This window comes from Caballeronia sp. LZ065 (genome assembly GCF_031450975.1).
GTDB lineage: Bacteria > Pseudomonadota > Gammaproteobacteria > Burkholderiales > Burkholderiaceae > Caballeronia.
This window is the reverse complement of sequence record NZ_JARUXV010000001.1, coordinates 466,490-493,017: the sequence shown is the minus strand read 5'-3', so window position 1 is coordinate 493,017 and position 26,528 is coordinate 466,490. Positions and strand designations below refer to the sequence as shown.

The following is a 26,528-nucleotide window of genomic DNA, read 5'->3' as shown; positions in this document are numbered from 1 at the left end:
CCTGTCAGATGAAGAGTCAGCGCGGCTGGTAGATCCATTTGCCGTCGCGAATCTCGACCATCACGCGCGCGCGCTGGTCGAGGCCGATATGGTCGTTGGGCGTCATGTTGACCTGGCCGTTGGTGTCGGCGAACTGCTTCGTGCCTTCGAGCGCGTCGCGCAGCGCGCTGCGGAACGCCGGCGTGCCGGGCGCGCCCGCTTTCATCGCGATGGGCACGGCGCGGTTCAGCAGCATGCCCGCGTCCCACGTGTACGAGCCGAACGCCGATACCGTGCCCGCGCCCTGCTTCGCCTCATACAGTTTGATGTAGTCGAGCGCGAGGCGCTTCGCGGGATGATCATCGGGCAATTGGGCGGCGACCAGCACGGGGCTCGTCGGCAGGAAGGTGCCGTTGCAGTCCGCGCCGCACACGCGCAGGAAGTCGCGGTTGCCGACGCCGTGATTGTGATAGACCAGCCCCTTGTAGCCGCGCTGCGCCAGCGTCTTCGGCGGCAGCGCGGCGGGCGTGCCGGCGGCGCCGACCACCACTGCATCCGGCTTCGTCGCGAGGATCTTGAGGATCTGTCCGGTGACGCTCGGATCGGTGCGGTTGAAGCGCTCGTTCGCGACCACGCGGATCTTGTGCAATTCGGCGAACTTCGCGACTTCGGCATAGAAGGTCTCGCCGAGCGCGTCCGCCTGGCCGATGTAGGCCAGCGTCTTCACGCCGTGATTGCTCGCATGTTCGGCGATGGCGGAGGCCATCATCGCGTCGGTCTGTGGCGTCTTGAAGACCCAGCGGCGCTTGTTGTCGACGGGCTCGATGATCTTCGCCGACGACGCCAGCGAAATCATCGGCGTCTGTCCCTGCGCGACGACGTCGATCATCGCCAGCGAGTTCGGCGTGATGGACGAGCCGATGATCGCGTCGACCTGGTCCTCGCTGATGAGCTTCTTGGTGGTCTGCACGGCCTGCGTGGTGTCCGAGGCGTCGTCGAGGACGATGTAGTCGACCGGCCGGCCGCCCATCTCCTTCGGCAGCAGCGCGACGGTGTCGCGCGCCGGAATCCCGAGCGACGCGGCCGGCCCCGTCAGCGAGAGCACGAGGCCGATCTTCACGTGCTGCGCGCTCTGCGCGAAGGCTGCCGTCGCGGCCAGCGTCATTGCCGCACTCACCAGAAACTTCCACTTGCCTGCCGCCATGCGTGTCTCCTTTTCTTGTTTGTTCTGATTGCTGCAAAAAGCAGCCCGGCAAAGTGTAAGGCGCGGCTCGCGCGCACCGCATCGGGCGAAACCCGTTGCGGCGCGCGGCCCTTCAGTGTTCCGGCTGCACCACCGCCTGATCGATGGCGCCGAAGATCGACTTGCCGTCGGCGTCGAACATCTCGATCTTCACGCTGTCACCGAACTTCATGAAACCGGTCTCCGGCGCGCCGTGCTCGATGGTCTCCAGGCAGCGCTTCTCGGCGATGCAGCAGTAGCCCCGCGTTGCGTCTTTATTGGAGATCGTCCCGGAGCCGACGATCGCGCCCGCGCGCAGATTGCGTGTCTTCGCGGCGTGCGAGATCAGCTGGCCGAAGTGGAACACCATGTCCGTGCCGCAATCCGGGTGACCGACTTTCTTGCCGTTCCAGTGCACGGTCATCGGGCGGTGCACGCGGCCTTCGCGCCAGGCATCGCCGAGCTCGTCGGGCGTCACGGCCACCGGCGAGAACGCGGTCGCGGGCTTGCTCTGGAAAAAGCCGAAGCCCTTCGCCAGTTCGGCGGGAATCAGATTGCGCAGCGACACGTCGTTCACCAGCATCAGCAGGCGAACGCTCTTCACGGCTTCGTCGGGCATCGCGGCCATGTGGACGTCCGACGTGATCACGGCGACTTCGGCCTCGAAGTCGATGCCATACGATTCCGTCGCGCAGACGATGTCGTCCGCCGGGCCGATGAAATCATCGCTGCCGCCCTGATACATCAGCGGATCGGTCCAGAACTCGGGCGGCATCTCGGCGTTGCGCGCGCGGCGCACGAGTTCGACGTGATTCACGTACGACGAGCCGTCGGCCCACTGGAACGCGCGCGGCAGCGGCGCCATGCAGGCTTTGGGATCGAACGGAAACGTGTTGCGCGCGCGGCCGAGGTTCAGCGCCTCGTAGAGATCCAGCAGTTGCGGCGCGTAAAAAGGCCAGTCGTCGAGCGCGCGCTGCAGCGTCGCGACGATTCCGTCGGCGATGGCCGCCGTGCGCAGATCGCGCGAAACGACGACGAGCTGGCCGTCGCGCGTGCTGTCCTTCAGCGTGGCGAGTTTCATAGAGCGGGGAAGTGGCGTGGGATGACGTTAGGGGAAATGTATTTTACGATGGTGAATCCCCAAGGCCGCGTTTTCCCCGCACTTCTCATTCATGCCATCGACCCGCTCCGCCGCGCCCGACGACGACGACACGCTCGACGTCAACGACCCCAGCGATCCCGACACCGCCGAAGAGAAGACGCGCTCCGGCATTCAGTCGATCGAGGTGGGCTTCCGTCTGCTCGACGTGCTCACCAACGAACCCCGCGCCATGATGCTGCGCGATCTGGCACAGCGCGCCGGCATGAGTCCGGCGAAGGCGCATCGCTATCTTGTGAGCTTCGTGCGGCTGGGCGTGGCGTCGCAAGATCCGGTGTCGGGGCGCTATGAGCTCGGCGGCTTCGCGCTGCAAATGGGCCTGGCGCGGCTCGCGCGCGTGGACGGCGTGCGGCTCGCGCGCATCGCGCTCGCGGAACTGCGCGACCGGCTGGATCAGACGGTCGGCATCGCGGTGTGGGGCAATCAGGGGCCGACGGTCGTGCACTGGATGGAATCGAGCCATCCGGCGAAGGCGTCGCTCAAGCTCGGCGACGTGATGCCGCTGCTGTCGTCCGCCACCGGCCTGCTGTTCGCCGCGTACCTGCCGCGCAGCAAGACGCAGCCGATGCTCGAGCGCGAACTCGCCGCGACGAAGCAACGCCTCGCCGATGTCGAGCCGCTGCTGGCCGAGGTGCGCGAGCACGGCGCGGCGCGCGTCGAAGGCATGTTGCTGCCGACCATCCACGCGTTTTGCACGCCGGTGTTCGACGCCACCGGCGAACTCGCGCTGGGTCTCATCGCGCTGGGGCACGAGGGCGCCTTCGACACGCGCTGGGGCGGCGACATCGACACCGCGCTGCGCGACTGCGCCCGCAGTCTGTCTTACGAACTGGGGTACACGGAGAGCGAACGCTGAGCGCGCGCGGATGGCATGTGCCGAGGAACATCGGTCCCGTCGCGCGTGTCGTAGTGCTTTCGCGTTTCTCGTCGCGTTGACTGTCATACGCGCACCTTACCCTTCGTTCGATGCCATTTTTTCCGTTCCGCCGCCCTCGCCCGAATGCCGGCGAGCCGTCCGATGCCGTCCCCGAATCCGCCGCGCCGCGTCGCTGGGGGCGCTGGGCGCTGGCCGTGCTGATCGTCGCGGGACTGCACTGGAGCGCGGTGCGATGGTTCGAGCGGAATCGGCAGCCAGAAAACCCGCCGCCGGTGACGCCGCCGGTGCAGATCGAGTTGCTCACGCCGAAACCGGTCGCGCCTGCGCCGACGCAAGCGCCCGCTCCAGCGCCCGCGCCCGCTCCGAAGCCCGCCGCCCCCGTGACGAAGCCCGCGCCCGCCGCCCCGCCGCCCGCGCCGATCCTGAGCGCGGCGACACCGCAAGCCGATGCGCCCGCCGCCTCATCGGGCGTGGCGGCCTCTGCGCCGGCCGTCGCCGCGTCCGGCCCCGCGCAGCCGGCGACGCCCGCGCCGGCATCGGCCTCGCAGGCCGCGCAAGCCGCGGCCTCGGGCGACACATTCAACGTTCCGCCAAGCGGCGAGCTGCGCTACGACACGCTCGTGAACGGCATGATGAATCAGACCGGCACGATCCACTGGACTCACGACGGCCCGCGTTACGAGATGGTCGTGTCGATTCCGCTGCCTTTCGTCGGTCCTTATGTGTATTCGAGCAAAGGCCATGTCGACGGCTTCGGCATCGCGCCGGAGCAGTACTCCGAGCAGCGCGGCCGCCGCGCCGCCGACGTCGCCATCTTCAATCGGGAAACGAAGCAGATCGTCTACACGAAAACGCCGCAAGCGCAGCCCCTCGCCGACGGCGCGCAGGACCGCTTCAGCGTCGTCATGCAGTTGTCGAGTCTCGTGCGCGGCGCGCCCGACCGGTATAAGCCGGGCGTGACCCGGCAATTCAGCGTCACGGACAACGACAGCAGCGAGATCTGGTCGATCGAAACCGTCGGCGACGAAACCGTGCAGACTCGCGGCGGTATCACGAGCGCGCGGCATTTCACCCGTCTGCCGCGCAAGGAAGGCGACCGCCGCAAGCTCGACATCTGGCTCGCGCCGTCGATTGGCTGGTTGCCCGTGCGGATTCTGCAAACCGAGCCAAACGGAATGCAGTTGGAACTGCTGTGGGCAGGCACGCTCGACACGCCCGCTGCGCCCGCCGCGCCCGCTGCGCCCGATCAAGGCGCCGGTGCGGGCACGCCGGATGCGTCAGAGGAATCCGCGCCGGGCGCCCAGGACGCGGCCAAGCCGTAATGGCGACGTAACGCTGACGTAACGTCCCGCCATTGCAGCCGTAACACCCCGTGACATCCACACGCCGCGCGCAGGCATTGAATGCAGCAGAGCACAGTCATTCGACAACATCGCAAACCGCAGTCTTGACGGAGCCGATATGCAGTTGACCATCAATCGCATCGACACCCGCTATGTTCTCGACAACGAAGGCGGCGGCCCATGGGTCGTCTTCATTCATCAACTGGCCGGCGATCTGTCCGTCTGGGACCAGATGGCCGGATATTTCCGCAACGATTTCACCGTGCTGCGCTATGACCTGCGCGGCCACGGGGAAACCACCGCTTCGCCCGACAGCTTCACGATCGACGATCTCGCCGACGACCTGGCCCAACTGCTCGACCGGCTCGGCGCGCCGACGGCGCATGTAGTCGGGCTGTCGATCGGCGGAATGGTCGCGCAGAAGCTGGCCATTCGCCACCCGGACAAGGTCGCCACGCTGACCGTGGCCGGCGCGCCCGCCTTCATTCCCGACGACGCGCGCCCGGTCTTCGCGCAACGGGCAGCCTCCGTGCGCGAAAACGGCACCGCGAGTATCGTGGAACCGACGCTCGAGCGCTGGCTCTCGCCCGAGTTTCGCCGAGCCCATCCTGAAGTCGTCGAGCCGATCGCGGAAACCATTGCGCGTACGCCCGCCGAGGGTTTCGCACGGGCCGCGGAAGCGGTCAGCGGCTTCGACGCCCGTGAGGGATTGTCATCCGTGGCGAAACGAACACTGGTCATTGCCGGTTTGCGTGATGTTGGCACGACACCTGCTGCATCCAGAGTGATCGCGGACACGATCCCGGACGCGCAATTCGAAACACTCGACGCCGCGCACCTCACGCCAGTCGAGGAATCGCAACGTTTCAGCGCGTTTCTAGGAAACTTCCTACGCGATTCCGCGTGATTCTTACCGTAGCTGCTGCAAAAGAACGCCTCGATACCACGGCATCACATCGGGGCCACCCCTTGAATTCCCACTCTCTCGCTCCACTTACGGTTCAGGCTGCAGGAGCAATCAAGGAATAAGGAGTGTCGCCATGCAAATGATCTACAACAGCCCCAACTATTGCGTCGTCGAGTTTCCGCCGCAGGACAACCATCTCGCGATGCGCGCCGGTGGTTACGAGATCGTCGACAAGAACACGCAGCGCGAAATCTTCATCGACGGCGCGCTCGCCGCCAAGTTTCGCGAGACTGTGCAAAAGCTGATCGAGGAAGAACCGTCGCTCGAGGACGTGGACGAATTCCTTGGCCAGTTCGATATGTTGATGAACATGCCCGTCGTGCTTCACTGATTCACGGTTCGCGCGTGCCGGCATGCCGCCGGCGCGCGCCCGCCGCCGTACGGTCATGCGGCGCCGGCGACACTCGCCTCCCCGAAGACCCCGCCCATGCAACCGGCGGGGTTCTTTTTTTCCCGGCACTGCCTCGTTGCGCGCCGCCGGCCGCGCCCGTCCGCCGGAGCGACCGCCCGTGGCTACCGCTACAATGGCAGGCTCTCCCATTTGGTGCAGGCCTCGTCCGTCATGACCCAGAACGCCATTCCAACCACCGCGCGCGCCTACACGCGCGGCGCAGTGCTGCCCGAACTGCTGCAGAAGCGCATCCTGATCCTCGACGGCGCAATGGGCACGATGATCCAGCGCTACAAGCTCGACGAAGCCGCCTATCGCGGCGAGCGCTTCAAGGACTACGAGCGCGACATCAAGGGCAACAACGAGTTGCTCTCGATCACGCAGCCGCAGGTGATCCGCGAGATCCACGAGCAGTATCTGGCGGCGGGCGCGGACATCATCGAGACGAACACTTTCGGCGCAACGAGCGTCGCGCAAGCCGACTACGGCATGGAAAAGCTGGCCGCCGAGATGAATCTCGAATCGGCGAAGCTCGCGCGCGAAGCCTGCAACCGCTACTCGACGCCGGACAAGCCGCGCTTCGTCGCGGGCGCGATCGGACCGACGCCCAAAACCGCGAGCATTTCGCCGGACGTGAACGATCCCGCCGCGCGCAACGTCACCTTCGACGAACTGCGCAACGCGTACTACGAACAGGCGAAGGCGCTGCTCGACGCGGGCTGCGACCTGTTCCTCGTCGAAACCATCTTCGACACGCTGAACGCGAAGGCCGCGCTGTTCGCGCTGGATCAGTTGTTCGACGACACCGGCGAACTGCTGCCGATCATGATCTCGGGCACCGTCACCGACGCCTCAGGCCGCATCCTGTCGGGCCAGACGGTCGAGGCCTTCTGGAATTCGCTGCGTCATGCGAAGCCGCTGACCTTCGGGCTGAATTGCGCGCTCGGCGCGGCGCTGATGCGGCCGTATATCGCCGAGCTGGCGAAGCTGTGCGATACCTATGTGTCCTGCTATCCGAACGCCGGCCTGCCGAACCCGATGAGCGACACTGGCTTCGACGAAACGCCGGATGTGACCTCGGGCCTGCTGAAGGAGTTCGCTTCCGCCGGCCTCGTGAACCTCGCGGGCGGCTGTTGCGGCACGACGCCGGAACACATTGCCGAGATCGCCAGGGCGCTCGCCGACGTGAAGCCGCGCGCGTTCCCGTCGCAGTATCGCGACGCAGCCTGACACCGACACTCACACAACCCCGCACACCATGACCGATCACACGATGCGTCTTTCCGGCCTCGAGCCGTTCAACGTCAACGAGGGTTCGCTCTTCATCAACGTCGGCGAGCGTACCAACGTGACCGGCTCGAAGGCGTTCGCGCGCATGATCCTGAACGGCCAGTTCGACGAGGCGCTCGCCGTCGCGCGCCAGCAGGTGGAAAACGGCGCGCAGGTCATCGACATCAACATGGACGAGGCGATGCTCGATTCGAAAGCCGCCATGGTGCGCTTCCTGAATCTGATCGCGTCGGAGCCGGACATCGCGCGCGTGCCGATCATGATCGACTCGTCGAAGTGGGAGGTGATCGAAGCGGGCCTCAAGTGCGTGCAGGGCAAGGCCATCGTCAACTCCATCTCGCTCAAGGAAGGCAAGGAGCAGTTCCTGCATCACGCGAAGCTGATTCGCCGCTACGGCGCGGCGTCGGTCGTGATGGCCTTCGACGAGAAAGGCCAGGCCGACACCTTCGAGCGCAAGACCGAGATCTGCAAGCGCTCGTACGACATCCTGGTGAACGAAGCGGGCTTCGAGCCGGAAGACATCATCTTCGACCCGAACATCTTCGCCATCGCGACCGGCATCGAGGAGCACAACAACTACGCGGTCGACTTCATCAACGCGACGCGCTGGATCAAGCGGAACCTGCCCTATGCGAAGGTGAGCGGCGGGGTGTCGAACGTGTCGTTCTCGTTCCGCGGCAACGATCCGGTGCGCGAGGCGATCCATACCGTGTTCCTGTATCACGCGATCCAGGCAGGCATGGACATGGGCATCGTCAATGCGGGCCAGCTGGGCGTGTATGCCGATCTCGACGCCGAACTGCGCGAGCGCACCGAAGACGTGGTGCTGAACCGCCGCGACGACGGTACCGACCGGCTGCTCGAAGTCGCCGACAAGTTCAAGACCGGTGCGGCGAAGAAGGAAGAGAACCTCGAATGGCGCAACCAGCCGGTCGAGGCGCGGCTGTCGCATGCGCTGGTGCACGGCATCACGAACTTCATCGTCGAGGATACGGAAGAGGTCCGGCAAAAGATCGACGCCGCCGGCGGCCGTCCGATCAACGTGATCGAAGGCCCGCTGATGGACGGCATGAACATCGTCGGCGACCTGTTCGGTCAGGGCAAGATGTTCCTGCCGCAAGTGGTGAAGTCGGCGCGCGTGATGAAGCAGGCCGTCGCGCATCTGATTCCGTTCATCGAGGAAGAAAAGCAGCGGCTCGCCGAAGCCGGCGCGGAGGTGCGCTCGAAGGGCAAGATCGTCATCGCGACCGTGAAGGGCGACGTGCACGACATCGGCAAGAACATCGTCTCCGTCGTGCTCCAGTGCAACAACTTCGAAGTGGTCAACATGGGCGTGATGGTGCCCTGCGCGACCATCCTGCAGAAGGCCAAGGAAGAAGGCGCGGACATCATCGGACTGTCGGGGCTGATCACGCCGAGCCTCGAGGAAATGGCCTATGTCGCCTCTGAAATGCAGCGCGACGACTATTTCCGCGGCAAGCAGACGCCGCTTCTGATCGGCGGCGCAACGACCTCGCGCGTGCACACCGCCGTGAAGATCGCGCCGCATTACGAAGGACCCGTGGTGTACGTGCCGGACGCGTCGCGTTCGGTGTCGGTGGCGTCGAGCCTGCTGTCGGACGAAGGCGCGGCGAAGTATCTCGGCGAGTTGAAGAGCGACTACGACCGGATCCGCACTCAGCACGCGAACAAAAAAGCGCAGCCGATGGTCACCTACGACGAAGCGCGCGCCAACCGCACGAAGATCGACTGGAGCGCGACCACGCCGAAGAAGCCGAGCTTCATCGGCCGTCGCGTGATCCGCAACTACGACCTGGCCGAGCTGGCGAACTACATCGACTGGGGTCCGTTCTTCCAGACCTGGGACCTCGCGGGTCCGTATCCGGCGATCCTGAACGACGAGATCGTCGGCGAGTCGGCGCGGCGCGTGTTCTCCGACGGCAAGTCGATGCTCTCGCGCCTGATCCAAGGCCGCTGGCTGACGGCAAACGGCGTGATTTCGCTGCTGCCCGCGAACACGGTGAACGACGACGACATCGGACGAATCCCGCACGCAGGTGGCGATGACCTGGCGCAACCTGCGGCAGCAGAGCGTGCGTCCGGTGGTGGACGGCGTGATGCGTCCGAACCGCTCGCTCGCCGATTTCATCGCGCCGAAGGAGTCGGGCGTGAAGGACTATATCGGCCTGTTCGCGGTGACGGCGGGCCTGGGCGTCGACAAAAAGGAACAACAGTTCGAGGCCGATCACGACGACTACAGCGCGATCATGCTCAAGGCGCTCGCCGACCGCTTCGCCGAGGCCTTCGCGGAAGCGCTGCACGCGCGCGTGCGGCGTGAGCTGTGGGGCTATGCGCAGAACGAAGCGCTCGACAACGACGCGCTGATCGCGGAGAAGTATGTCGGCATCCGGCCGGCGCCGGGGTATCCGGCGTGTCCGGATCACCTCGTCAAGCGCGCCATGTTCGACGTGCTGCAGGCGGAGGAGATCGGCATGGAACTGACCGAATCGCTGGCGATGACGCCCGCCGCCAGCGTGTCCGGGTTCTATCTGGCGCATCCGGACAGCACGTATTTCTCGGTCGGCAAGATTGGCGACGACCAGCTGGCGAGCTATGCGCAGCGCATGAACATGCCGTTGACCGAAGCCGAACGGGCGCTCGCGCCGCAGCGCTGAACTAGCGCCCGGCGGCGCGGCTGACCAGTCGGACTTCCACGCAGCGTGTGGCGAAAAACCATATGCGCGGCGTTATAAAGGGAAAAAGACGCGAAAAATCGGCAGGCTGGCGGCGGGAAATTTTGTCTTTCCGTAGACTGTCGCTGCGATACGCCGTCATGACGACGGACACGCATAATTCGTCTCGGAGAGAGTCGCATGAAAAAGCTGACGTCCGCCGCCACCCTAGCGATCGCAGCCGCCGTTCTCGCTTGGAGCCCGGTTGCCTTCGCGCAGCCTGCCAGCAGCACGACTGCATCGTCGTATTCGCCGCCGCAGACCGAGCACAAGAAGAAGCCCAAGAAGCCCCGGAAGCCCAAGTCGGCGACCAACGGGCAGTCGCAGTAAGCGGGGCTGCATAGTACGCAACAGCACGGCCGGCATCGACGCGACAAGAGCCGTTCGACGCAGCAGAAACACCTGTTGGAAAAAAACCCGCATCGGCGAGATGCGGGTTTTCGTTTTCAGCGAACGGACAAGCGCGGGCTAAAAGCCGGCCAAGCGCGTTCAGACGCCCCAGAGGATATCTTTGCCGTCCTTCTGCGCGAGCCGCATCATGTCCAGGAACGGGTAGGCGCGCTGCGCGAGTCCGATCGGAATTTCATGCGGCTCGTGGCCTTCCTCGCCTTCATGAAAGTGGCCGTCGTGCTCGGCGCGCTCTTTCTTGTCAGTGCTGACCGCGGCTTCGAGTTTCTGGATGGCCGAGGGCAGTTCCTCGTGCGTGATGACGCCGCGCTCCGTGAGCTTCTTCCCGATGATGCCGAGCAGGTATTCCGCCAGGTTCTCCAGCATCATGACGTCCGGTGCGGCGGGTGATTTGAATGTGATCAGCATGGCATGGTCCTTTGCTTTATGTTGGGTTATAGGCGGTTTGCAAGAAGGCGGTTTGCAAGCAGCGCGCCGATGAGCCGGTCTCCCTGACAACGTGACAACACCCTGATTCGACATATTAGCACCTGCTAAAATCCCCACTTCATAGGGTTAAAACCGGGCCAACCGCCGCTCAGCGCGCCACCGAAGCTTGCGCTGAGCAATGAACATGGCAAGCGGCGCTGCTCGCATCGCGAATCGCGAACGCGCGGTTCACCCGCGGTTCACAATCAGGGCGCCGCACCCTTCCGGACCCGCTCCACTGGATCACTTTCAGCATGCTGCCCGCACACAAACACACTCTCGAAACGCTCCTCACCGACGCGGTCAAGCAGGTCGCCCAAGCCACTCAGGGCGCCAGCGAAGCGGCTTTCGTCGCGCCGGCCATCGTGCTCGAACGGCCGAAGGTCGCCGCGCACGGCGACGTCGCCTCGAACGTCGCGATGCAGCTCGCCAAGCCGCTGCGCGCCAATCCGCGCCAGCTTGCGCAGCAGATCGTCGATGCCTTGCTCGGCGCCGAGCAGGCCAAAGGGCTGGTCGAGAGCGCTGAAGTTGCAGGTCCCGGCTTCATCAATCTGCGTCTTGCCGCGACGGCGAAGCAAGCCGTGATCCCGGCCGTGCTGGACGAAGCCGCCGCCTACGGCCGTTCCACCCGCGACGCCGGCCGGCGCGTGCTGATCGAGTTCGTTTCGGCGAATCCCACCGGGCCGCTGCACGTCGGCCATGGCCGTCAGGCAGCGCTCGGCGACGCGCTGTCCAACCTGCTCGGCACGCAAGGCTACGACGTGCACCGCGAGTTCTACTACAACGACGCGGGCGTACAGATCAACAACCTCGCCATCTCCACGCAGCTGCGCGCGCGCGGCCTCAAGCCGGGCGACGCGCAATGGCCCGACGCGGCCTACAACGGCGAGTACATCGGCGACATCGCGCGTGATTATCTGGCGGGCGAAACCGTCGCGGCGAAGGACGGCGATCCGGTGAAGGGCCGGGGTGACGTCGAAGACCTCGAAGCCATCCGTCATTTCGCGGTCGCGTATTTGCGTCACGAGCAGGACATGGATCTGACCGCGTTCGGCGTGAAGTTCGACCAGTTCTATCTGGAGTCGTCGCTGTACAAGGAAGGGCGCGTCGAGAAGACGGTCGCGGCGCTCGTCGATGCCGGCAAGACCTACGAGCAGGACGGCGCGCTGTGGCTGCGCACCACTGACGACGGCGACGACAAGGACCGCGTCATGAAGAAGTCCGACGGCACCTACACGTACTTCGTGCCGGACGTCGCCTATCACGTGACCAAGTGGCAGCGCGGTTTCACGAAGGTCATCAACGTGCAGGGCTCGGACCATCACGGCACCATCGCGCGCGTACGGGCCGGGCTGCAGGGACTGGGCGTCGGCATTCCGAAGGGCTATCCCGACTACGTGCTGCACAAGATGGTGACCGTCATGCGCGACGGCGAGGAAGTGAAGATCTCCAAGCGCGCGGGCAGCTATGTGACGGTGCGCGACCTGATCGAATGGTCGGGCGGTCTCGCGCCCGGCCACGAGACCGCGCCGGACCAGATCGACGAAGCGACGATCCGCCGCGGCCGCGACGCCGTGCGCTTCTTCCTGATTTCGCGCAAGGCGGACACCGAGTTCGTGTTCGACATCGATCTCGCGCTCAAGCAGAACGACGAGAACCCGGTCTACTACGTCCAATACGCGCACGCGCGCATCTGCACGATTCTCAACGACTGGACGGAACGCTACGCCGGCGATCTCTCGCAGGCCGCGCAAGCCGATCTCTCGCCGCTGTCGAGCGACCGCGCGATGGCCCTGCTCAACAAGCTCGCCGAGTACCCGGACACGCTCCAGCACGCGGCCCTCGAACTCGCGCCGCACGCGGTGGCCTTCTACCTGCGCGATCTCGCTGGCGAATTTCACTCGTTCTACAATGCGGAGCGCGTGCTCGTGGACGACGAGAAAGAACGCAGCGCGCGTATCGCGCTGCTGGCCGCCACCCGCCAGGTGCTCGAGAACGGTCTCGCGACGATCGGCGTCTCCGCTCCCCAAAAGATGTGATGTCTGCCGCCCCCGGCACCGCGCGCCCTGCGAAATCGGACTTTTCGGCGCGCGCGGACGGGAGGCTGGCGCGGATCGGTATTAAGCCACGGCTATAATCGTCGGCCAAACCAGAAGACTTTCTCGCAGGTGATCCAAACGATGGCAAAACCACGTCGCACGACCAGTCAATCCAAGCAGTCGAAGCAAACCGGGGGAACCTTCATCGGCATCGTGCTGGGGCTGATCGTCGGCCTGGCCATCGCGGTCATCGTCGCGCTGTACATCACCCGCGCGCCCACCCCGTTCGTCGCGAAGGTCGCGCCGCCGGCGGCGGATACCAACTCCGCGCCCGCCGCCGCGCAGCCCTACGACCCGAACCGTCCGCTGCAGGGCAAGACGCCGGGCCAGCCGGTGCCGCAAGCCGCGCAGCCCACGCCGCCGAATACCGCGCCGGGCCAGACCAACAATCAGACGCAGTCGTCGGGCATGCTCGACGAACCGCAGATCGTCGAAGTGCCGCCCTCGGGCGCGACCGATTCGAACCCGAAGGCCGCAAGCTCGAGCGCCGCGAGGAAGCCCGAGAACGCGCCGAACGCCACCAGCAACGCCGCCGCTACGCCGCCCAAGGGCGGTTCCGCACCGGGCACCGCCAAGACCACGCCGCCCGCGCCGGGCGACGTGAATACAGGCTACTTCTTGCAGGTCGGCGCATACAAGACCCAGGCCGACGCCGAACAGCAGCGCGCGCGTCTTGGCTTCCAGGGTTTCGAGTCGCGCGTCACGCAGCGCGATGCGGGCGGCGTGACGTACTATCGCGTGCGGATTGGCCCGTTCGCGAAGTTCGAAGACATGAACACGGCGCGTCAGCGTCTGTCCGATGCCGGCGTCGATACCGCCGTGATCCGTTTCTCGCGGCAGTAAGCGGCACATCGAGTTCGGGCGCCCGCGCTACTGTTCCGTGGCGCGGGCGAACGCGAGGATCGGCGACGCCGGACTTCGTTCAAGCCTGGTTTAAGCATGGCTTAAGCATCGTGTGTCCCACTTGAGGGCCTCTTTTTTCCAGCCTCCGCGACTCTTTTGCTTTCACTCTCCCATCATGAAAAAACTGTTTAGCGCGTTCGCCCTGTCCCTCGGCATTGCTGCCGCCTCGATGAGCGTCGCGAGTTCGGCCATGGCCGAGCCCACCGCCGGCAAGGACTACTCCGTGCTGCAGGCGGCCCAGCCGGTCGGCGCGCCCGCCGGCAAGGTGGAAGTCATCGAGTTCTTCTGGTACGGCTGCCCGCACTGCAACGAGTTCGAGCCGTATATCGAGGCATGGGAGAAGAAACAGGGACCGGACGTCGTGTTCAAGCGCGTACCGGTGGCGTTCCGCGACGACTTCATTCCGCACTCGAAGATGTATCACGCGCTGGACGCGCTCGGCGTCGCCGAGAAGGTCACGCCGGCCGTGTTCAACGAGATCCACGTGAAGAAAGACTATCTGCTGACGCCGCAGGCACAGGCGGACTTCCTCGCGACGCAGGGCATCGACAAGAAGAAGTACCTGGACGCCTACAACTCCTTCTCGACGCAAAGCGCCATCCAGCGCGACAACAAGCTGTTGCAGGACTACAAGATCGACGGCGTGCCGACGGTCGTCGTGCAGGGCAAGTATGAAACGGGCCCGGCCATGACCAACAGCCTGCAAGGCACCACGCAGGTGATGGACTTCCTGGTCCAGCAAGTTCGCGACAAGAAGCTCTGATCCCCTCGTCAAGCGCCGGTATGAAAGCAGTTCGCCTGAAAGTCTTCATCACTGGCGCATCGAGCGGCATCGGCCAGGCGCTGGCCGAGCATTATGTGCGGCGCGGCGCCGCGGTCGGTCTGGTCGCCCGGCGCGCCGACTCCCTCGCGGCGTTCGCCGCCCGGTTTCCAGACGCCTCCCTCTCGCTGTATCCCGTTGACGTACGCGACGCCGCCGCGCTCGCCGATGCCGCGCGCCGCTTCATCGCCGAGCACGGCCCCGCGGACGTCGTCATCGCCAATGCCGGCGTGAGCCGCGGCGTGCTGACCGGCGAAGGCGATCGCGACACCTTTCGCGCCGTGATGGACATCAACTATTACGGCATGGTCGCGACCTTCGAGCCGTTCATCGCCTCGATGACGGCCGCGCGAAGGGGCACGCTCGTGGGCATTGCGAGCGTTGCAGGCGTGCGCGGGCTGCCGGGCTCGGGCGCGTACAGCGCCTCCAAGGCCGCCGCGGCGAAGTATCTGGAGTCCTTGCGCGTGGAGATGCGGCCGCTCGGCGTCGCTGTCGTCACGATCGCGCCAGGCTATGTGCGCTCGGAGATGACCGCGCACAATCCCTATCCGATGCCCTTTCTCATGAATGCCGACCGCTTTGCCGGGAAGGCTTCGCGCGCGATCGAGCGCGGGGTGCGCTATGCGACCTTCCCGTGGCAGATGCGTGTCGCCGGCATGCTGCTGCACGCGCTGCCGCGCTGGCTCTATGACAGGCTCTTCGAACGCGCGCCGCGCAAGCCACGCACGAGCGAGCACTAAAAAAACCGGCTGCGCATTGACGCAGCCGGTTTCATTTTCAAGCGGGCGTTTCTGGAATCAGAACGCCACGTAAGCCGAGCTGTTCGACAACTCATACCCCACATACACGTGCCGGCCGAAGAAGAACGGCAAGCCGAAGTCGAACATGTTCGTCAGACCCAGTTGACCGCCCAGGCTGTCGAACGCGTACTTCGAGCCATCCGCCGTCAGCGTGCGCGCGCTGACGAGCTGGAACGGCACGATCGAGGCGTTGCCTTCGTCGCCGCTGATCGTCGCCGACAGCGATTGCTCCGAACCCGGGCAATAGAACGCGCTGTCACTCGAGCACAACGTGTAAGTGTCCGGGAAGAAGTTGCCGTTCGATCCGGAATCGAAGAAGGTTGAGTAGGTCTTGCCTTTGTAGACGCCCTTCAGGTTGCCGTACTGGTCGGTGCCGAACTTCGTCACGCCCGCGAGCGCATTGTTGCTTTGCGTGCCTATGCCGAATATCAGCACGCCGGTCGCGCTGGTTGCGCCGCCGTCGGGCACTGGCGGCAACTGCACGATCACGCCGTTGTTGTCGGTCGCGAAGCGAGTGACGGGATTGGTGACCTGCTGAGCCACCGGCACCGTGGTGCCCGCGCAGTTCGCGCCGTTGCTGCACGAGTAGTACATCTGGTTGAGGGCCGTCGTGCTGCACAGGCTGCCGCAATCCGACGCCTGCGGCCCGATGCCGAGAATGCCGTTCGCGCCGATCTGATCCGTCGAGTTCTCGTCGTTGCCGGACGGGCAGCCGTTGTCGCCCGTCGGCGCAGCCGACGCGTTCAGGTCGCCGATGATCTGGATCGGCACGTTCGACGCCACCTCTGAGCCGATCTTCACGTCGGCCGTGCGAACTGTGCCCCAGGTATAGCCGTCCGCGAAGCCCGCGCATTCCGCAAGTTGGCCGCCGTTCGCCGCAGCCACGCCCGGCAGGCTCGTGAGGACGGGCTGCGCTGCGGAGCCGAGCACGCGCAAGCCATACGATGCGGTGTCCACCTGGATGTTGTTGATCGTCTGGCACACCGTGGTGCCCGGTGCGCAGACGGTGACCGAAACATTCGGAATGTTGACGAAGCCGGCCACGCCTGAATTGACGTTGATCGGCACGGCGTTGGTGCCGTTGGGCTGGATCGGCTGGGCCGTCGCCAGGCTGGTGGGGGTACTGCCGCCGCCCGATCCGCCGCCTCCGGACGAGCCGCCGTTGTTCGAGCTGGAGTTGTCATCGCCGCCGCCGCCGCAGGCTGCGAGCATGATCGAAAGGAATAACGCGCTCATCCACCGCGCCCACCGGTCGAAACCGCCGGCGCGTTGCGGGTTGATGGCGGGAAAGCCGAGTGTCGTGTGCTGCATGCCGGTATCTCCCGTCGCTTACTGGATGTCGCTGGCGTCGACGCCGGCGGGCAAGGACTGCGGCAGATACGCACGGCCTTCGAATGCGCCCATGTGACCACCGGATTCGACGACCAGACCGCTGCCTTGCAGGCTCACGGGTCCGCGGCCGCCGCGCGCGGCGCGTTGCGCTTTCAGGCCTTGCTGATACTCGGGGAAATAGCTGCCGAGCAGCGAGGCGAGGTCGGGCATGCGCGGCCCTTTCCAGGCGATGCCGAACACGACGTCTTGCACCGACAGATATTCGTTGATGGTGGTGCCGCTCGCGAGCAGGGTGGACCGCACGGTGTAACCGGCTGACGAGCTCGAGGATGCGCCGCTTGCGGTGGCCGCCCGCGCGACCGCCTTCGCGGTGGGGGGCGTGGCGCCTGGCGGCACGGCCATCGGTGCGCCGCCGAGCGCTGCATAGGCGGGCGCGGCCGCCCAGACGCACAGCGCGCCGGCTGCGCCAGCCAGTGCCTTTGCCAGACGCCCAGGACGGGTTTGCTTCGGTGCTTTCACTGCGCCTCCTGTCGGATTGCCGGCCTGCCGCCCTCTCAAAAACGACCGGCCTCGTGACAATAGAGTGACTGATACGCCACTGTTTTTTGCACGCCCCAACTCACGACGTGACTACCGTCAGTATGCCAGCCGCGAGGAATAGGCCTAGCGTTCGCAACCGCGCACAATGAAAAAACGCGAAGCGCAAGGGCATGCGCTTCGCGTTATCCGCAAGGACCGAGCCCGTCGGGCCGACACCTCGCAAAAGACCGTCAGAAGCCGAGGCTGGCCAGCAGATCGTCCACTTGCGACTGATCCTGCACGACGTCGCTGCGTCCTTCCGGGTTGATCTGCGGCCCGTTGAGGAGCCCTTCCGGACTGCCGCTCGCAGACGACATCAATGCCGCCGCCGATGCCGCGAACTGCTCGCGGCGCTCGGGCGCGATGTTCTCGAGCAGCACACCCAGCAGTTGTTGCTCGATCAGATACACGACGTCCGTGATCTTCTTGATCACCTGACCGGTGAGATCCTGGAAATCCTGCGCGAGCATGATCTCCAGCAGTTGCGCGTTGGTTGCCTGCGTGCGTTCCGGCACGCTCTGCAGGAACGTGCGGGTGTCCGCGAGCAGCGCCCCGGCCTCGGCCTGTGCGAGCGGCGCGTCGTACCAGCGGGACCAGCGGGCATCGAGCGCCTGGGCTTCGCCCTGCATCGCTTCCTGCACCGGCTTGGCGAGTTCGATGGCGTTCAACGCGCGCTCGGCGGCCTGCTCGGTCATCGTCGCGACGTACTTGAGGCGGTCGCGGGCGTCGGGCACGGCCTGCGCCGCGGCTTCGACCTGCTTGTCGAGACCGAGCTCGCGCATCGAGTCGCGCAGTGTGCGCGTCAGCTGGCCGATGCGCGCGAGAATGCGGTCGCTCGACGCGTCGCCCTCGGCTTCGGCCGCGGAGGCGACCGCGGCGGCCAGTTCAGTGGTCAGATCGTTCACGATCAGCTCCCCGCTTTGGCCATCTTCTCGAGAATCTTGGTCAGCTTCTCGTCGAGCGTCGCGGCGGTGAAAGGCTTCACCACATAACCATTCGCGCCCGCCTGCGCCGCCGCGATGATGTTCTCTTTCTTCGACTCGGCCGTGACCATGAGCACCGGCAGATGCGAGAGCGCCGCGTCCGCGCGGATCTGCTGCAGCATCGCCAGGCCGTCGAGGTTCGGCATGTTCCAGTCGGTGATCACGAAGTCGAAGCCGCCGCCGCGCAAACGCGCAAGACCGGCCGCGCCGTCTTCGGCTTCATCGACGTTCCCGTAACCCAGCTCCTTGAGCAGGTTGCGCACGATACGGCGCATCGTCGGAAAATCGTCGACGACGAGGATCTTCATGTTCTTGTCCATCATTACTCCCGTGTGTTCTCAATGCGGCTGCGCCGCTCAATCCAGACAAATCAGACGCGCTGCACGCGTTCGCCCATCGAGGCGAGCCGCGCCATGACGCGGCGGCTCATTTCCGTCAGCGGCGCGATTTCACTCGCGCCACCCATTGCAATTGCTTCGCGCGGCATGCCGAACACCACGCAACTCGCTTCGTCCTGCGCCAGTGTGTAGGCGCCTGCCTGCTGCATCTCGAGCAGACCGGCCGCGCCGTCGCGGCCCATGCCGGTCAGGATCACGCCGATCGCGTTCTTGCCCGCGTGCTGCGCCGCCGAATGGAACAGCACGTCGACCGACGGCCGGTGCCGGTTCACCGGCGGCGCATCCGACAGATGCGCGACATAGTTGGCGCCGCTGCGCGCAAGCACGAGGTGCGCGTGACCCGGCGCGATGTACGCATGACCCGGCAATACACGCTCGCCGTGCTCCGCTTCCTTCACGGTGATGCGGCACAGGCCGTTCAGCCGCTGCGCGAACGACTTCGTGAAACCTGGCGGCATGTGCTGCGCGATCATGACCGCGGGCGCGTCGGGCGGCAGCGGCGTCAGCACTTCGCGAATCGCCTCGGTGCCGCCCGTCGAGGCGCCGACGATCACGAGCTTTTCCGTCGAGACCAGCGGATTGTTGAAATGCGGCGCCGGCTTGTGCGGGCTCGCCTGGGCCGGCGCGCTCGCCGGATGTGCGTGCTGCCTGACGCGTGCGCGCGACGCGGCGCGGATCTTGTCGGCGAGCTTCTCGGCATAGTCGAGCATGCCGTCGCGAATGCCGACCTTCGGCTTCGTGACGAAGTCGACCGCGCCAAGTTCGAGCGCGCGCAGCGTGATTTCGTTGCCGCGCTCCGTCAGCGACGACACCATCACGACCGGCATCGGCCGCAGGCGCATCAGCTTTTCGAGGAAATCGAGACCGTCCATGCGCGGCATTTCCACGTCGAGCGTCAGCACGTCCGGGTTATGCAGCTTGATGAGTTCGCGCGCGACGAGCGGGTCCGGCGCGGTCGCGCACACCTGCATGTCGGGTTGCGAATTGATGATCTCGGTCATCAGGCTGCGCACGAGCGCGGAGTCATCGACGCACAGCACCTTGATCTTCGGTGCAGCGGATGGTTTCGCAGGGAGCGCGTGATTCAGGCTCATGCTTCCTCCTGCGTGTTCGCGCCGCGCACGCTGCGGGCCGCGTTGCCGAACAGTTCCACGCGCGGTTTGGCGAGCGTGCTTGCCGAGTTCGTGAAGAGTTCGACGCGCGGTTTGGCGGCGCTGCCGTTCGACTGGAACAATTCGACGCGCGCACGCGCCTTGGCGAGCCGTTCGGCGCGCTCTTCCGGCGTGCGCTGCACCAGCGCCTGCTCGCGCTCGACCACCACGGGATCGTGCTGTGTCTTCAGTTTCTTGACCATGACCTGACCCGAACGCGGCATGAACGCGACCTTGCGCGGATGCATACCCTGCAGGTCTTCCGCCACGATGCGGATCTTTTCGAGCGCGAGGTAGCGGCGCACGAATTCCGAGTTGCGGTCGCCGATGTTGATCGTGGTCATGCCCGCGAGCACCGCGCCGCCGCCGAACACTTTCGCCTCGAAGCGCTCGCGCCGGCCGCCGCGCTTGATGAGTTCGTTGATCAGCACTTCCATGGCGTAAGCGCCGTAGCGCATCGAATCGGACGAGGCATGCGAAGCGTCGGAACCGTCGTCAGGCAGCATGAAGTGATTCATGCCGCCGATGCCCGCCGTGCGGTCGTTGATGCACGCCGCCACGCACGAGCCGAGCACGGTAACGAGGACCATGTCCTCGCTCGTCATGTAGAACTCGTTCGGCAGCAGCTTGACGCCCGGCTTTTTGAAGTGATTGTCGTAATAGAGATTCGACGCGATCGGCAGTCCGCTCATGCTGCCTCTCCCGTCAGTGCGCGTGCAGTCTTCGGCGCGGCGCCCGGTTTGGCATCGCGCGCCAGTTCGTACACGGTCTGGCCGCGCAGCCTGAAGGCCTGCGACACATAGGTGAAGTTCTCCGAATGCCCCGCGAACAGCAGCGCACCCGGCTTCATCAGGGGCTCGAAGCGCGACAACACCTGACCCTGCGTCGGCTTGTCGAAGTAGATCATCACGTTGCGGCAGAAGATGACGTCGAACGGGCCTTTCACGTCGTAGCGCGCATCGGTCAGGTTCACGCGGCCGAAGTTCACCATCGCGCGCAGTTCAGGACGCACCTTCACCAGGCCCGCATGCGAACCCGTGCCCTTCAGGAAAAAGCGCTTCAGGCGCTCGACGGGCATTGTCTTGACCTGGTCCAGCGAATACACGCCCGCATCTGCCTTGGCCAGCACCTGGCTGTCGATGTCGCTTGCGAACACCGTGCACTGGCGCGCAGCGTGTTCGCCGAGCGCTTCGACCAGCGTCATCGCGATCGAATACGGTTCCTCGCCGGTGGACGCCGCTGAGCACCACACCGAGAACGGCTGCGAGCGGCGCTTGACGAACTCCGACAGGATCGGAAAATGATGCGACTCGCGGAAGAACGCGGTGAGATTCGTGGTCAACGCATTGACGAATGCTTCCCACTCGGCGTTGTCCTCGTGGGTTTCGAGACGGTCGAGATAATGCTTGAACGTGTCGATGCCGCAGGCCCGCAGACGGCGCGCCAGACGGCTGTAAGCCATGTCGCGCTTGTGGTCCGAGAGCGAGATGCCCGCGCGCCGGTGAATCAGCTCGCGGATGCGGGCGAAGTCCGCCGCCGTGAATTCGAAATCGCGCTCGACTTCACCGCGCACCGGGGCGGGCATGTCGAGACGCGCGTTGCGCGTGGCCGTCATGATGTTTGATGCTTCCCCGGCATCGCTGCCGATGCCTGATGTGGCGTGTCCGTCGCGCTCGCAACCTGCGTGGCGTGCGAAGACCGTGAGCCCGCGCGACGTCCTTGCGTTCCGAAGAAACGCTGCTCGTCGAGGGTATCGCGCGCTGCCTGCATGGTCGTTCCGTTTCGCACTTGATTGAATGAAGGCTTAGAAGGTTTCCCAGTCGCCGTCGTCGGCGGTCGTCGCCTTGACGCGCGGCGCGGGCATCGCTGCCGGCGCGCTTGCACGCGGCGCGGGAGCGGTCGCTTTCTTCACGGCTACCTTTGCAACTTCCTTGATAACGGCCGCATCCGTCGCGACGTTAGGCTCTGCCACAACTTTCGCGGACTGAACGGGCTTCGACGGCTTGAACGCGCTTTTCACGACAGCGGCCCGGGCCGGCGTCGGCTCGATGCGCGCAGCCGGCGTGAGCCGCGCGGCGGCCGTCGTGGCGCTGCTGCGCACGGGCGCGGCGCCCTCGACGCGCCATTGCGCGACGACGCCCTTCAACTGTCGCGTCTGCTCTTCGAGCGACGCAGCGGCGGCCGCCGCCTGCTCGACGAGCGCGGCGTTCTGCTGGGTCACGCTGTCCATCTGCGTGACGGCGCGGTTGACCTGCTCGATGCCGTCGGACTGCTCTTCCGACGCCGCGCTGATCTCGCCCATGATGTCGGTCACGCGGCGCACGGCCTGCACGATCTCGCCCATCGTCGCGCCGGCACGCGCCACGAGTTCCGTGCCGCTGTCGACCTTCGCAGACGAATCGCCGATCAGCGCCTTGATTTCCTTTGCCGCCGCCGCGCTGCGCTGCGCGAGCGAACGCACTTCGCCCGCCACCACCGCGAAGCCGCGGCCTTCCTCGCCGGCGCGCGCCGCTTCCACGGCCGCGTTCAGCGCGAGAATGTTGGTCTGGAACGCAATGCCCTCGATCACCCCAATGATGTCGACGACCTTGCTCGAACTCGACGCAATGGCGTGCATCGTATCGACCACCTGCTCGACCACTTCGCCGCCGCGCGACGCGATGTCCGATGCATTCACGGCCAGCTGGCTCGCCTGGCGGGCGTTGTCGGCGTTCTGCTTCACCGTGCTGGTGAGCTGCTCCATGCTCGACGCCGTTTCCTGCAGCGATGCCGCCTGCTCTTCCGTGCGTTGCGAGAGATCCGTGTTGCCGCTTGCGATCTCGTGCGCGCCGACGTCAATCGATTCCGCGCCGCGATGCACCGCGCCCACCATCGTGGTCAGGTTGCCGCGCATGCGTTCGATGCCTGCGAACAGACGGCCGATCTCATTGCCCTGGTCGCTGTGCGCGGTGTGCATGAGATCGCCGTTCGAGATGCGGTCGAAATGCTCGACGGCCTCGTTGATCGGCTTGACGATCAGGCTCGCCAGCGCCAGGCGCGTACCGATCAGCATCAGCACCGCCAGCGCGAGCACCGCGCCGATCATCACGTTGAGCGCGGCGACATGCGACGCCGTGCTCGCACGCGCGTTCTCGGCGTGATCCTGTTGCGCGGCGACGGCCGTCGTCACAGCTTGGTCGAAGGCGACGAACATCGGGCTGATCTTCGTATCGGCGATTGCGTGATACGCGGCCATGTCCTTCGCGCGGATCGCGGCGAACTCCGGCTCCACGCCCGTCTTGAGCAGCGCGTCGTGCTGCGTGACGAGCGCGTCGAGAATGTCCTTCGGCAGCGTCGGCTTCGACGTGTCGAGATAGAGCTTCCAGTTCTCATTGCTTTTGCCGAGCAGATACTGGCCGCGTTCGATCGCCTTCTGCGCTTCCGCATCGTTGCCCGCTTCCGCGAGCGAACGCACGCGGTCGAGCGTGATGCGCGAGCGCAGCAGATACGACGAGGTTTCGGACAGCGCGCGCATTGCGGTCATGTCCTCTTGCGCGAGCGACGTAAGCGCCGAGCTTGCGGCGTTGAGACCGGTGAGCGCGAGCGCGCCGATCACCGCCGCGCAGCCGGCGAACAGGAGACCGACGAGCGTGAGCGTCGTACGGATCGACAACTTTTTCAGCATGGCTTCGTTCCTGCTTGGCTAAGTTCGTTTCATGCGCCGACGGCGTCGATCAATGCCATCTCGCGGCTCGTCATGAGCTTCTCGATATCCATCAGGATGAGCATGCGGCCCTCGACGGTGCCGAGGCCCGTCAGGTATTCGGTGGCCAGCGTGCCGCCGAATTCCGGCGCGGGCATCACCTGTTCGGGCGAGAGCGTGAGCACGTCGGACACGCCGTCCACCACCATGCCCACCACGCGATGCGCGACGTTCAGGATGATCACGACAGTCTGGTTGTCGTAGTCGACCCGGCCGAGATTGAACTTGATGCGCATGTCGACGATCGGCACGATGATGCCGCGCAGGTTGATCACGCCCTTGATGAACGCGGGCGCGTTGGCGATGCGCGTGACGTTGTCGTAGCCGCGGATCTCCTGCACCTTGAGAATGTCGATGCCGTATTCCTCGGCGCCGAGCGTGAAGACGAGGAATTCCTGTCCGGCGGCTTCGGCCTGTTGCGCGTCGCGGCGCGTAACGCTCGACGGCGCTGCGTTGATCGATTGAATGTCTGCCACGAGAGCTCCCTGTGTCTTTCGTCTGGTCGGGTAGTGTTAATGTGCGTGCGCGGCGTGCTGGACGCGCGACTCGCGATTGAGCGCGGCCACGTCGACGATCAGCGCAACGCTGCCGTCGCCGAGGATGGTCGCCGCGGAAATGCCGTGCACCTTGCGGTAATTCGTTTCGAGGTTCTTGACCACCACCTGCTGCTGACCGACGAGTTCGTCGATGAGCATCGCGAAGCGGCGCCCTTCCGTCTGCATGATGGTGACGATGCCCTGGGTCGGTTCGGTGCGCGCGCCTTCGACATCGAAGACACTGTGCAGCGCGACCAGCGGCAGGTATTCGCCGCGCACGCGCACCACGCGCTCGCCGTTGGCGACCGTGTAGATGTCCTCGGCCACCGGTTGCAGCGACTCCATCACGAAGTTGAGCGGCAGGATGAAGATCTCGTTGCCGACCTTGACCGACATGCCGTCGAGGATCGCGAGCGTGAGCGGCAGCACGATCTTCGTCGTCGTGCCCGCGCCCTGGCGCGAGCTGATCTCGACGTGACCGCCCATCGACTGGATGTTGCGCTTGACCACATCCATGCCGACACCGCGCCCGGAGATGTCCGTCACTTGTTCTGCAGTCGAGAAGCCCGGCATGAAGATGAGTTGCCAGACTTCTTCGTCGCTTATCGACTCGGACACCTGCATGCCCTGCTTCTGCGCCTTCGCGAGAATCTTGTCGCGGCGCAGGCCGGCGCCGTCGTCGCTCACTTCGATCACGATGTTGCCGCCGTGATGCGCCGCCGACAGCACGAGCTGGCCGGTCGCGGACTTGCCCGCCGCACGGCGCGCTTCCATGGTTTCGATGCCATGGTCGAGCGAGTTGCGCACGAGGTGCGTGAGCGGATCGATGATGCGTTCGATCAGGCTCTTGTCGAGTTCGGTCGCCTGACCGAACGTGACGAGTTCCACTTCCTTGCCGAGCTTGCCGGCGATGTCGCGCACGAGGCGCGGGAAGCGGCTGAATACGTAATCCATCGGCATCATGCGGATGGACATGACGGCCTCTTGCAGGTCGCGCGCGTTGCGCTCGAGCTGCGCCATGCCGTTGAACAGACGGTCGTGCAAGGCGGGATCGAACGTGCTGGTGGTTTCCGCAAGCATGGCCTGCGTAATCACGAGTTCGCCCACCAGGTTGATGAGCTGATCGACCTTCTCCACACCGACGCGAATCGAGCTGCCTTCCGCCGATGCGGCGGCTTGCGGCCGAGCCTTTTTCTCGGCGTCGCCCGTTGCGGCCCTGGACGGCTGGGCGGCGGGCTGCCCCGCCGCCGTCGCCGCTTCTTGTTGTACTGCTTCGTGAGCGGCCACGGATGCAGGCGACGGTTCCGCCTGCGATTGCTTCTGCTCTTCCTGTAGCGTGGGTTGCATCGCTTCTGGCGCCGCCGCTGCCGGCTGCGCCTCGATGGCTTGCGCCGCGCCGTCGCCCCGGCCGATCGTGATCTGTGTTTCATCGATCACGAAGCAGCACACGGCGACGATGTCGTCGGCGGGAACGTCCGAGTCGAGCCATACGACGTACTCGGCTTCCGCCTTCTGTTCCCCGACGATGCTTCCCAGATTTCCCAACTCCTCGATCAGAGTCGTCAGGTCCTTCTCGCCCACCCCCCGTAGCGTAATTTTCAGGTGGGGTCCAACTTCCGCGCGCGGCGCGCCGGTGTGTCCCGGCGTCGCTTCAGCGACGGTTCCTGCATGCGTGACGGCGTTGCTGCTGTCGGCGAGTTCGAACGCGCCGTCCCAGTTGCCGTTGTCTTCGAGAATGTCCATGGCCTGCGCGAGCACGTGCGCGGGCGGTGCGTTCGGGCCGTCGTATGCCGGCGCGAGCGGCGCCGCGGCCTCGTTGTGCCCGACGCCCGGCAGCGCGGGCGGTTCGATGTGCGCCGCTACCGGCGCTACGTTGGCTTCCGCGCTCTCGGTCTTCAGGCGTTCGAGCTTCGCGCAGATCGCGGCCGCCGCGGCGGCATCGGGCTCCTCACTCGCGCGATAGGCAGCGAGCTGGTCGGAGAGCACGTCCTTGGTCGCCAGGAAGGTGTCGATCATGTCGCGGCGCAGGACCAGCTCGTTGTTGCGCGCGCGGTCCAGCAGCGATTCGAGAATGTGCGTGGTTTCGGTGAGCGCGGTGAAGCCGAAGGTCGCCGCGCCGCCCTTGATGGAGTGCGCCGCGCGGAAAATCGCCGCGAGGTCTTCGGGATCCGGATTCGCGATGTCGAGAACGAGCAGCAGTTGCTCCATCTGCGCGAGCAGTTCATCGGCTTCGTCAAAGAACGTCTGATAGAACTGGGTAATGTCGAGTGTCATGCTTGAGTCACCGCTGGAATGCTGTTCAATCGGCGCCGTGCTGCGCGCATTTCTATGCCGTTTTTTGCGACGTTT

23 protein-coding genes and 1 pseudogene are annotated in these 26,528 nt (G+C 65.3%); 11 read left to right on the top strand and 13 right to left on the bottom strand.

Annotated elements, in window-relative coordinates; all coding sequences use genetic code 11:
- Positions 1–16 precede the first annotated feature (16 nt).
- A complete protein-coding gene (locus QCE63_RS02305) occupies positions 17–1,183 on the bottom strand; it encodes an ABC transporter substrate-binding protein (RefSeq protein ID WP_309830145.1) in 1,167 nt (388 codons plus the stop codon).
- Between the two features lie 112 nt (positions 1,184–1,295).
- Positions 1,296–2,282: a fumarylacetoacetate hydrolase family protein gene (locus QCE63_RS02300; RefSeq protein WP_309830143.1), complete on the bottom strand. Its 987-nt coding sequence runs from the start codon at positions 2,280–2,282 to the stop codon at positions 1,296–1,298.
- Between the two features lie 91 nt (positions 2,283–2,373).
- Between QCE63_RS02300 and QCE63_RS02295 the strand changes: the two genes are divergently transcribed.
- From QCE63_RS02295 to QCE63_RS02265, 7 genes and pseudogenes are all read left to right on the top strand, one after another.
- On the top strand, positions 2,374–3,216 hold the full coding sequence (locus tag QCE63_RS02295; RefSeq protein WP_309830141.1) for an IclR family transcriptional regulator: 843 nt from the start codon (positions 2,374–2,376) through the stop codon (positions 3,214–3,216).
- Positions 3,217–3,326: 110 nt separating this feature from the next.
- Positions 3,327–4,559 (top strand): DUF3108 domain-containing protein, encoded by a 1,233-nt coding sequence (locus tag QCE63_RS02290; protein WP_309830138.1) that lies wholly within the window; start codon positions 3,327–3,329, stop codon positions 4,557–4,559.
- 139 nt (positions 4,560–4,698) lie between these two features.
- Positions 4,699–5,487 (top strand): alpha/beta fold hydrolase, encoded by a 789-nt coding sequence (locus tag QCE63_RS02285; RefSeq protein WP_309830136.1) that lies wholly within the window; start codon positions 4,699–4,701, stop codon positions 5,485–5,487.
- A gap of 133 nt (positions 5,488–5,620) precedes the next feature.
- Positions 5,621–5,878: a DUF3567 domain-containing protein gene (locus QCE63_RS02280; protein ID WP_309830134.1), complete on the top strand. Its 258-nt coding sequence runs from the start codon at positions 5,621–5,623 to the stop codon at positions 5,876–5,878.
- A 231-nt stretch (positions 5,879–6,109) separates the two neighbouring features.
- Positions 6,110–7,168, top strand: a complete 1,059-nt coding sequence (locus QCE63_RS02275) for a homocysteine S-methyltransferase family protein (RefSeq protein ID WP_309830132.1) — start codon at positions 6,110–6,112, stop codon at positions 7,166–7,168.
- A 28-nt stretch (positions 7,169–7,196) separates the two neighbouring features.
- Positions 7,197–9,903, top strand: a pseudogene (gene metH / locus QCE63_RS02270) (methionine synthase).
- Positions 9,904–10,101: 198 nt separating this feature from the next.
- The gene (locus QCE63_RS02265) at positions 10,102–10,290 is read left to right on the top strand and encodes a hypothetical protein (RefSeq protein WP_309830130.1); all 189 of its coding nucleotides are present in this window, start codon (positions 10,102–10,104) and stop codon (positions 10,288–10,290) included.
- A 159-nt stretch (positions 10,291–10,449) separates the two neighbouring features.
- Here QCE63_RS02265 and QCE63_RS02260 read toward each other — a convergent pair whose 3' ends face one another.
- On the bottom strand, positions 10,450–10,776 hold the full coding sequence (locus tag QCE63_RS02260) for a DUF1840 domain-containing protein (RefSeq protein WP_309830126.1): 327 nt from the start codon (positions 10,774–10,776) through the stop codon (positions 10,450–10,452).
- A gap of 314 nt (positions 10,777–11,090) precedes the next feature.
- On the opposite strand from QCE63_RS02260, the gene argS reads away from it, so the two are divergent.
- From argS to QCE63_RS02240, 4 genes are all read left to right on the top strand, one after another.
- Positions 11,091–12,875, top strand: coding sequence for an arginine--tRNA ligase (gene argS / locus QCE63_RS02255; RefSeq protein ID WP_309830124.1), 1,785 nt, complete (start codon positions 11,091–11,093; stop codon positions 12,873–12,875).
- Between the two features lie 141 nt (positions 12,876–13,016).
- The gene (locus QCE63_RS02250; RefSeq protein ID WP_309830121.1) at positions 13,017–13,778 is read left to right on the top strand and encodes an SPOR domain-containing protein; all 762 of its coding nucleotides are present in this window, start codon (positions 13,017–13,019) and stop codon (positions 13,776–13,778) included.
- 175 nt (positions 13,779–13,953) lie between these two features.
- On the top strand, positions 13,954–14,601 hold the full coding sequence (locus tag QCE63_RS02245; RefSeq protein ID WP_309830119.1) for a thiol:disulfide interchange protein DsbA/DsbL: 648 nt from the start codon (positions 13,954–13,956) through the stop codon (positions 14,599–14,601).
- 20 nt (positions 14,602–14,621) lie between these two features.
- On the top strand, positions 14,622–15,398 hold the full coding sequence (locus tag QCE63_RS02240; protein ID WP_309830117.1) for an SDR family oxidoreductase: 777 nt from the start codon (positions 14,622–14,624) through the stop codon (positions 15,396–15,398).
- A 57-nt stretch (positions 15,399–15,455) separates the two neighbouring features.
- Here QCE63_RS02240 and QCE63_RS02235 read toward each other — a convergent pair whose 3' ends face one another.
- The 10 genes from QCE63_RS02235 to cheA all read right to left on the bottom strand — a co-directional run bounded on the left by QCE63_RS02235 (position 15,456) and on the right by cheA (position 26,453).
- Positions 15,456–16,769 (bottom strand): DUF3443 domain-containing protein, encoded by a 1,314-nt coding sequence (locus QCE63_RS02235; protein WP_309830115.1) that lies wholly within the window; start codon positions 16,767–16,769, stop codon positions 15,456–15,458.
- An 18-nt stretch (positions 16,770–16,787) separates the two neighbouring features.
- Positions 16,788–17,309, bottom strand: a complete 522-nt coding sequence (locus QCE63_RS02230) for a DUF2844 domain-containing protein (protein ID WP_309830113.1) — start codon at positions 17,307–17,309, stop codon at positions 16,788–16,790.
- 251 nt (positions 17,310–17,560) lie between these two features.
- On the bottom strand, positions 17,561–18,253 hold the full coding sequence (cheZ, locus tag QCE63_RS02225; protein ID WP_309833649.1) for a protein phosphatase CheZ: 693 nt from the start codon (positions 18,251–18,253) through the stop codon (positions 17,561–17,563).
- A 23-nt stretch (positions 18,254–18,276) separates the two neighbouring features.
- On the bottom strand, positions 18,277–18,672 hold the full coding sequence (gene cheY / locus QCE63_RS02220; protein WP_309830111.1) for a chemotaxis response regulator CheY: 396 nt from the start codon (positions 18,670–18,672) through the stop codon (positions 18,277–18,279).
- A gap of 50 nt (positions 18,673–18,722) precedes the next feature.
- Positions 18,723–19,844 (bottom strand): chemotaxis response regulator protein-glutamate methylesterase, encoded by a 1,122-nt coding sequence (locus tag QCE63_RS02215; RefSeq protein ID WP_309830109.1) that lies wholly within the window; start codon positions 19,842–19,844, stop codon positions 18,723–18,725.
- Positions 19,841–20,593, bottom strand: a complete 753-nt coding sequence (cheD, locus tag QCE63_RS02210) for a chemoreceptor glutamine deamidase CheD (RefSeq protein ID WP_309830107.1) — start codon at positions 20,591–20,593, stop codon at positions 19,841–19,843. The genes QCE63_RS02215 and cheD overlap by 4 nt, the downstream gene beginning before the upstream one ends.
- Positions 20,590–21,516, bottom strand: coding sequence for a CheR family methyltransferase (locus QCE63_RS02205; protein ID WP_309830105.1), 927 nt, complete (start codon positions 21,514–21,516; stop codon positions 20,590–20,592). Before QCE63_RS02205 ends, cheD begins: the two co-directional genes overlap by 4 nt.
- Before the next feature lie 189 nt (positions 21,517–21,705).
- Positions 21,706–23,565, bottom strand: a complete 1,860-nt coding sequence (locus tag QCE63_RS02200) for a methyl-accepting chemotaxis protein (RefSeq protein ID WP_309830102.1) — start codon at positions 23,563–23,565, stop codon at positions 21,706–21,708.
- A gap of 29 nt (positions 23,566–23,594) precedes the next feature.
- On the bottom strand, positions 23,595–24,119 hold the full coding sequence (gene cheW, locus QCE63_RS02195; protein WP_309830099.1) for a chemotaxis protein CheW: 525 nt from the start codon (positions 24,117–24,119) through the stop codon (positions 23,595–23,597).
- A gap of 36 nt (positions 24,120–24,155) precedes the next feature.
- Positions 24,156–26,453 carry a chemotaxis protein CheA gene (gene cheA, locus QCE63_RS02190; protein WP_309830097.1) on the bottom strand — a complete coding sequence of 766 codons (2,298 nt, stop codon included), beginning with the start codon at positions 26,451–26,453 and terminating at the stop codon, positions 24,156–24,158.
- Between the last annotated feature and the right edge of the window lie 75 nt (positions 26,454–26,528).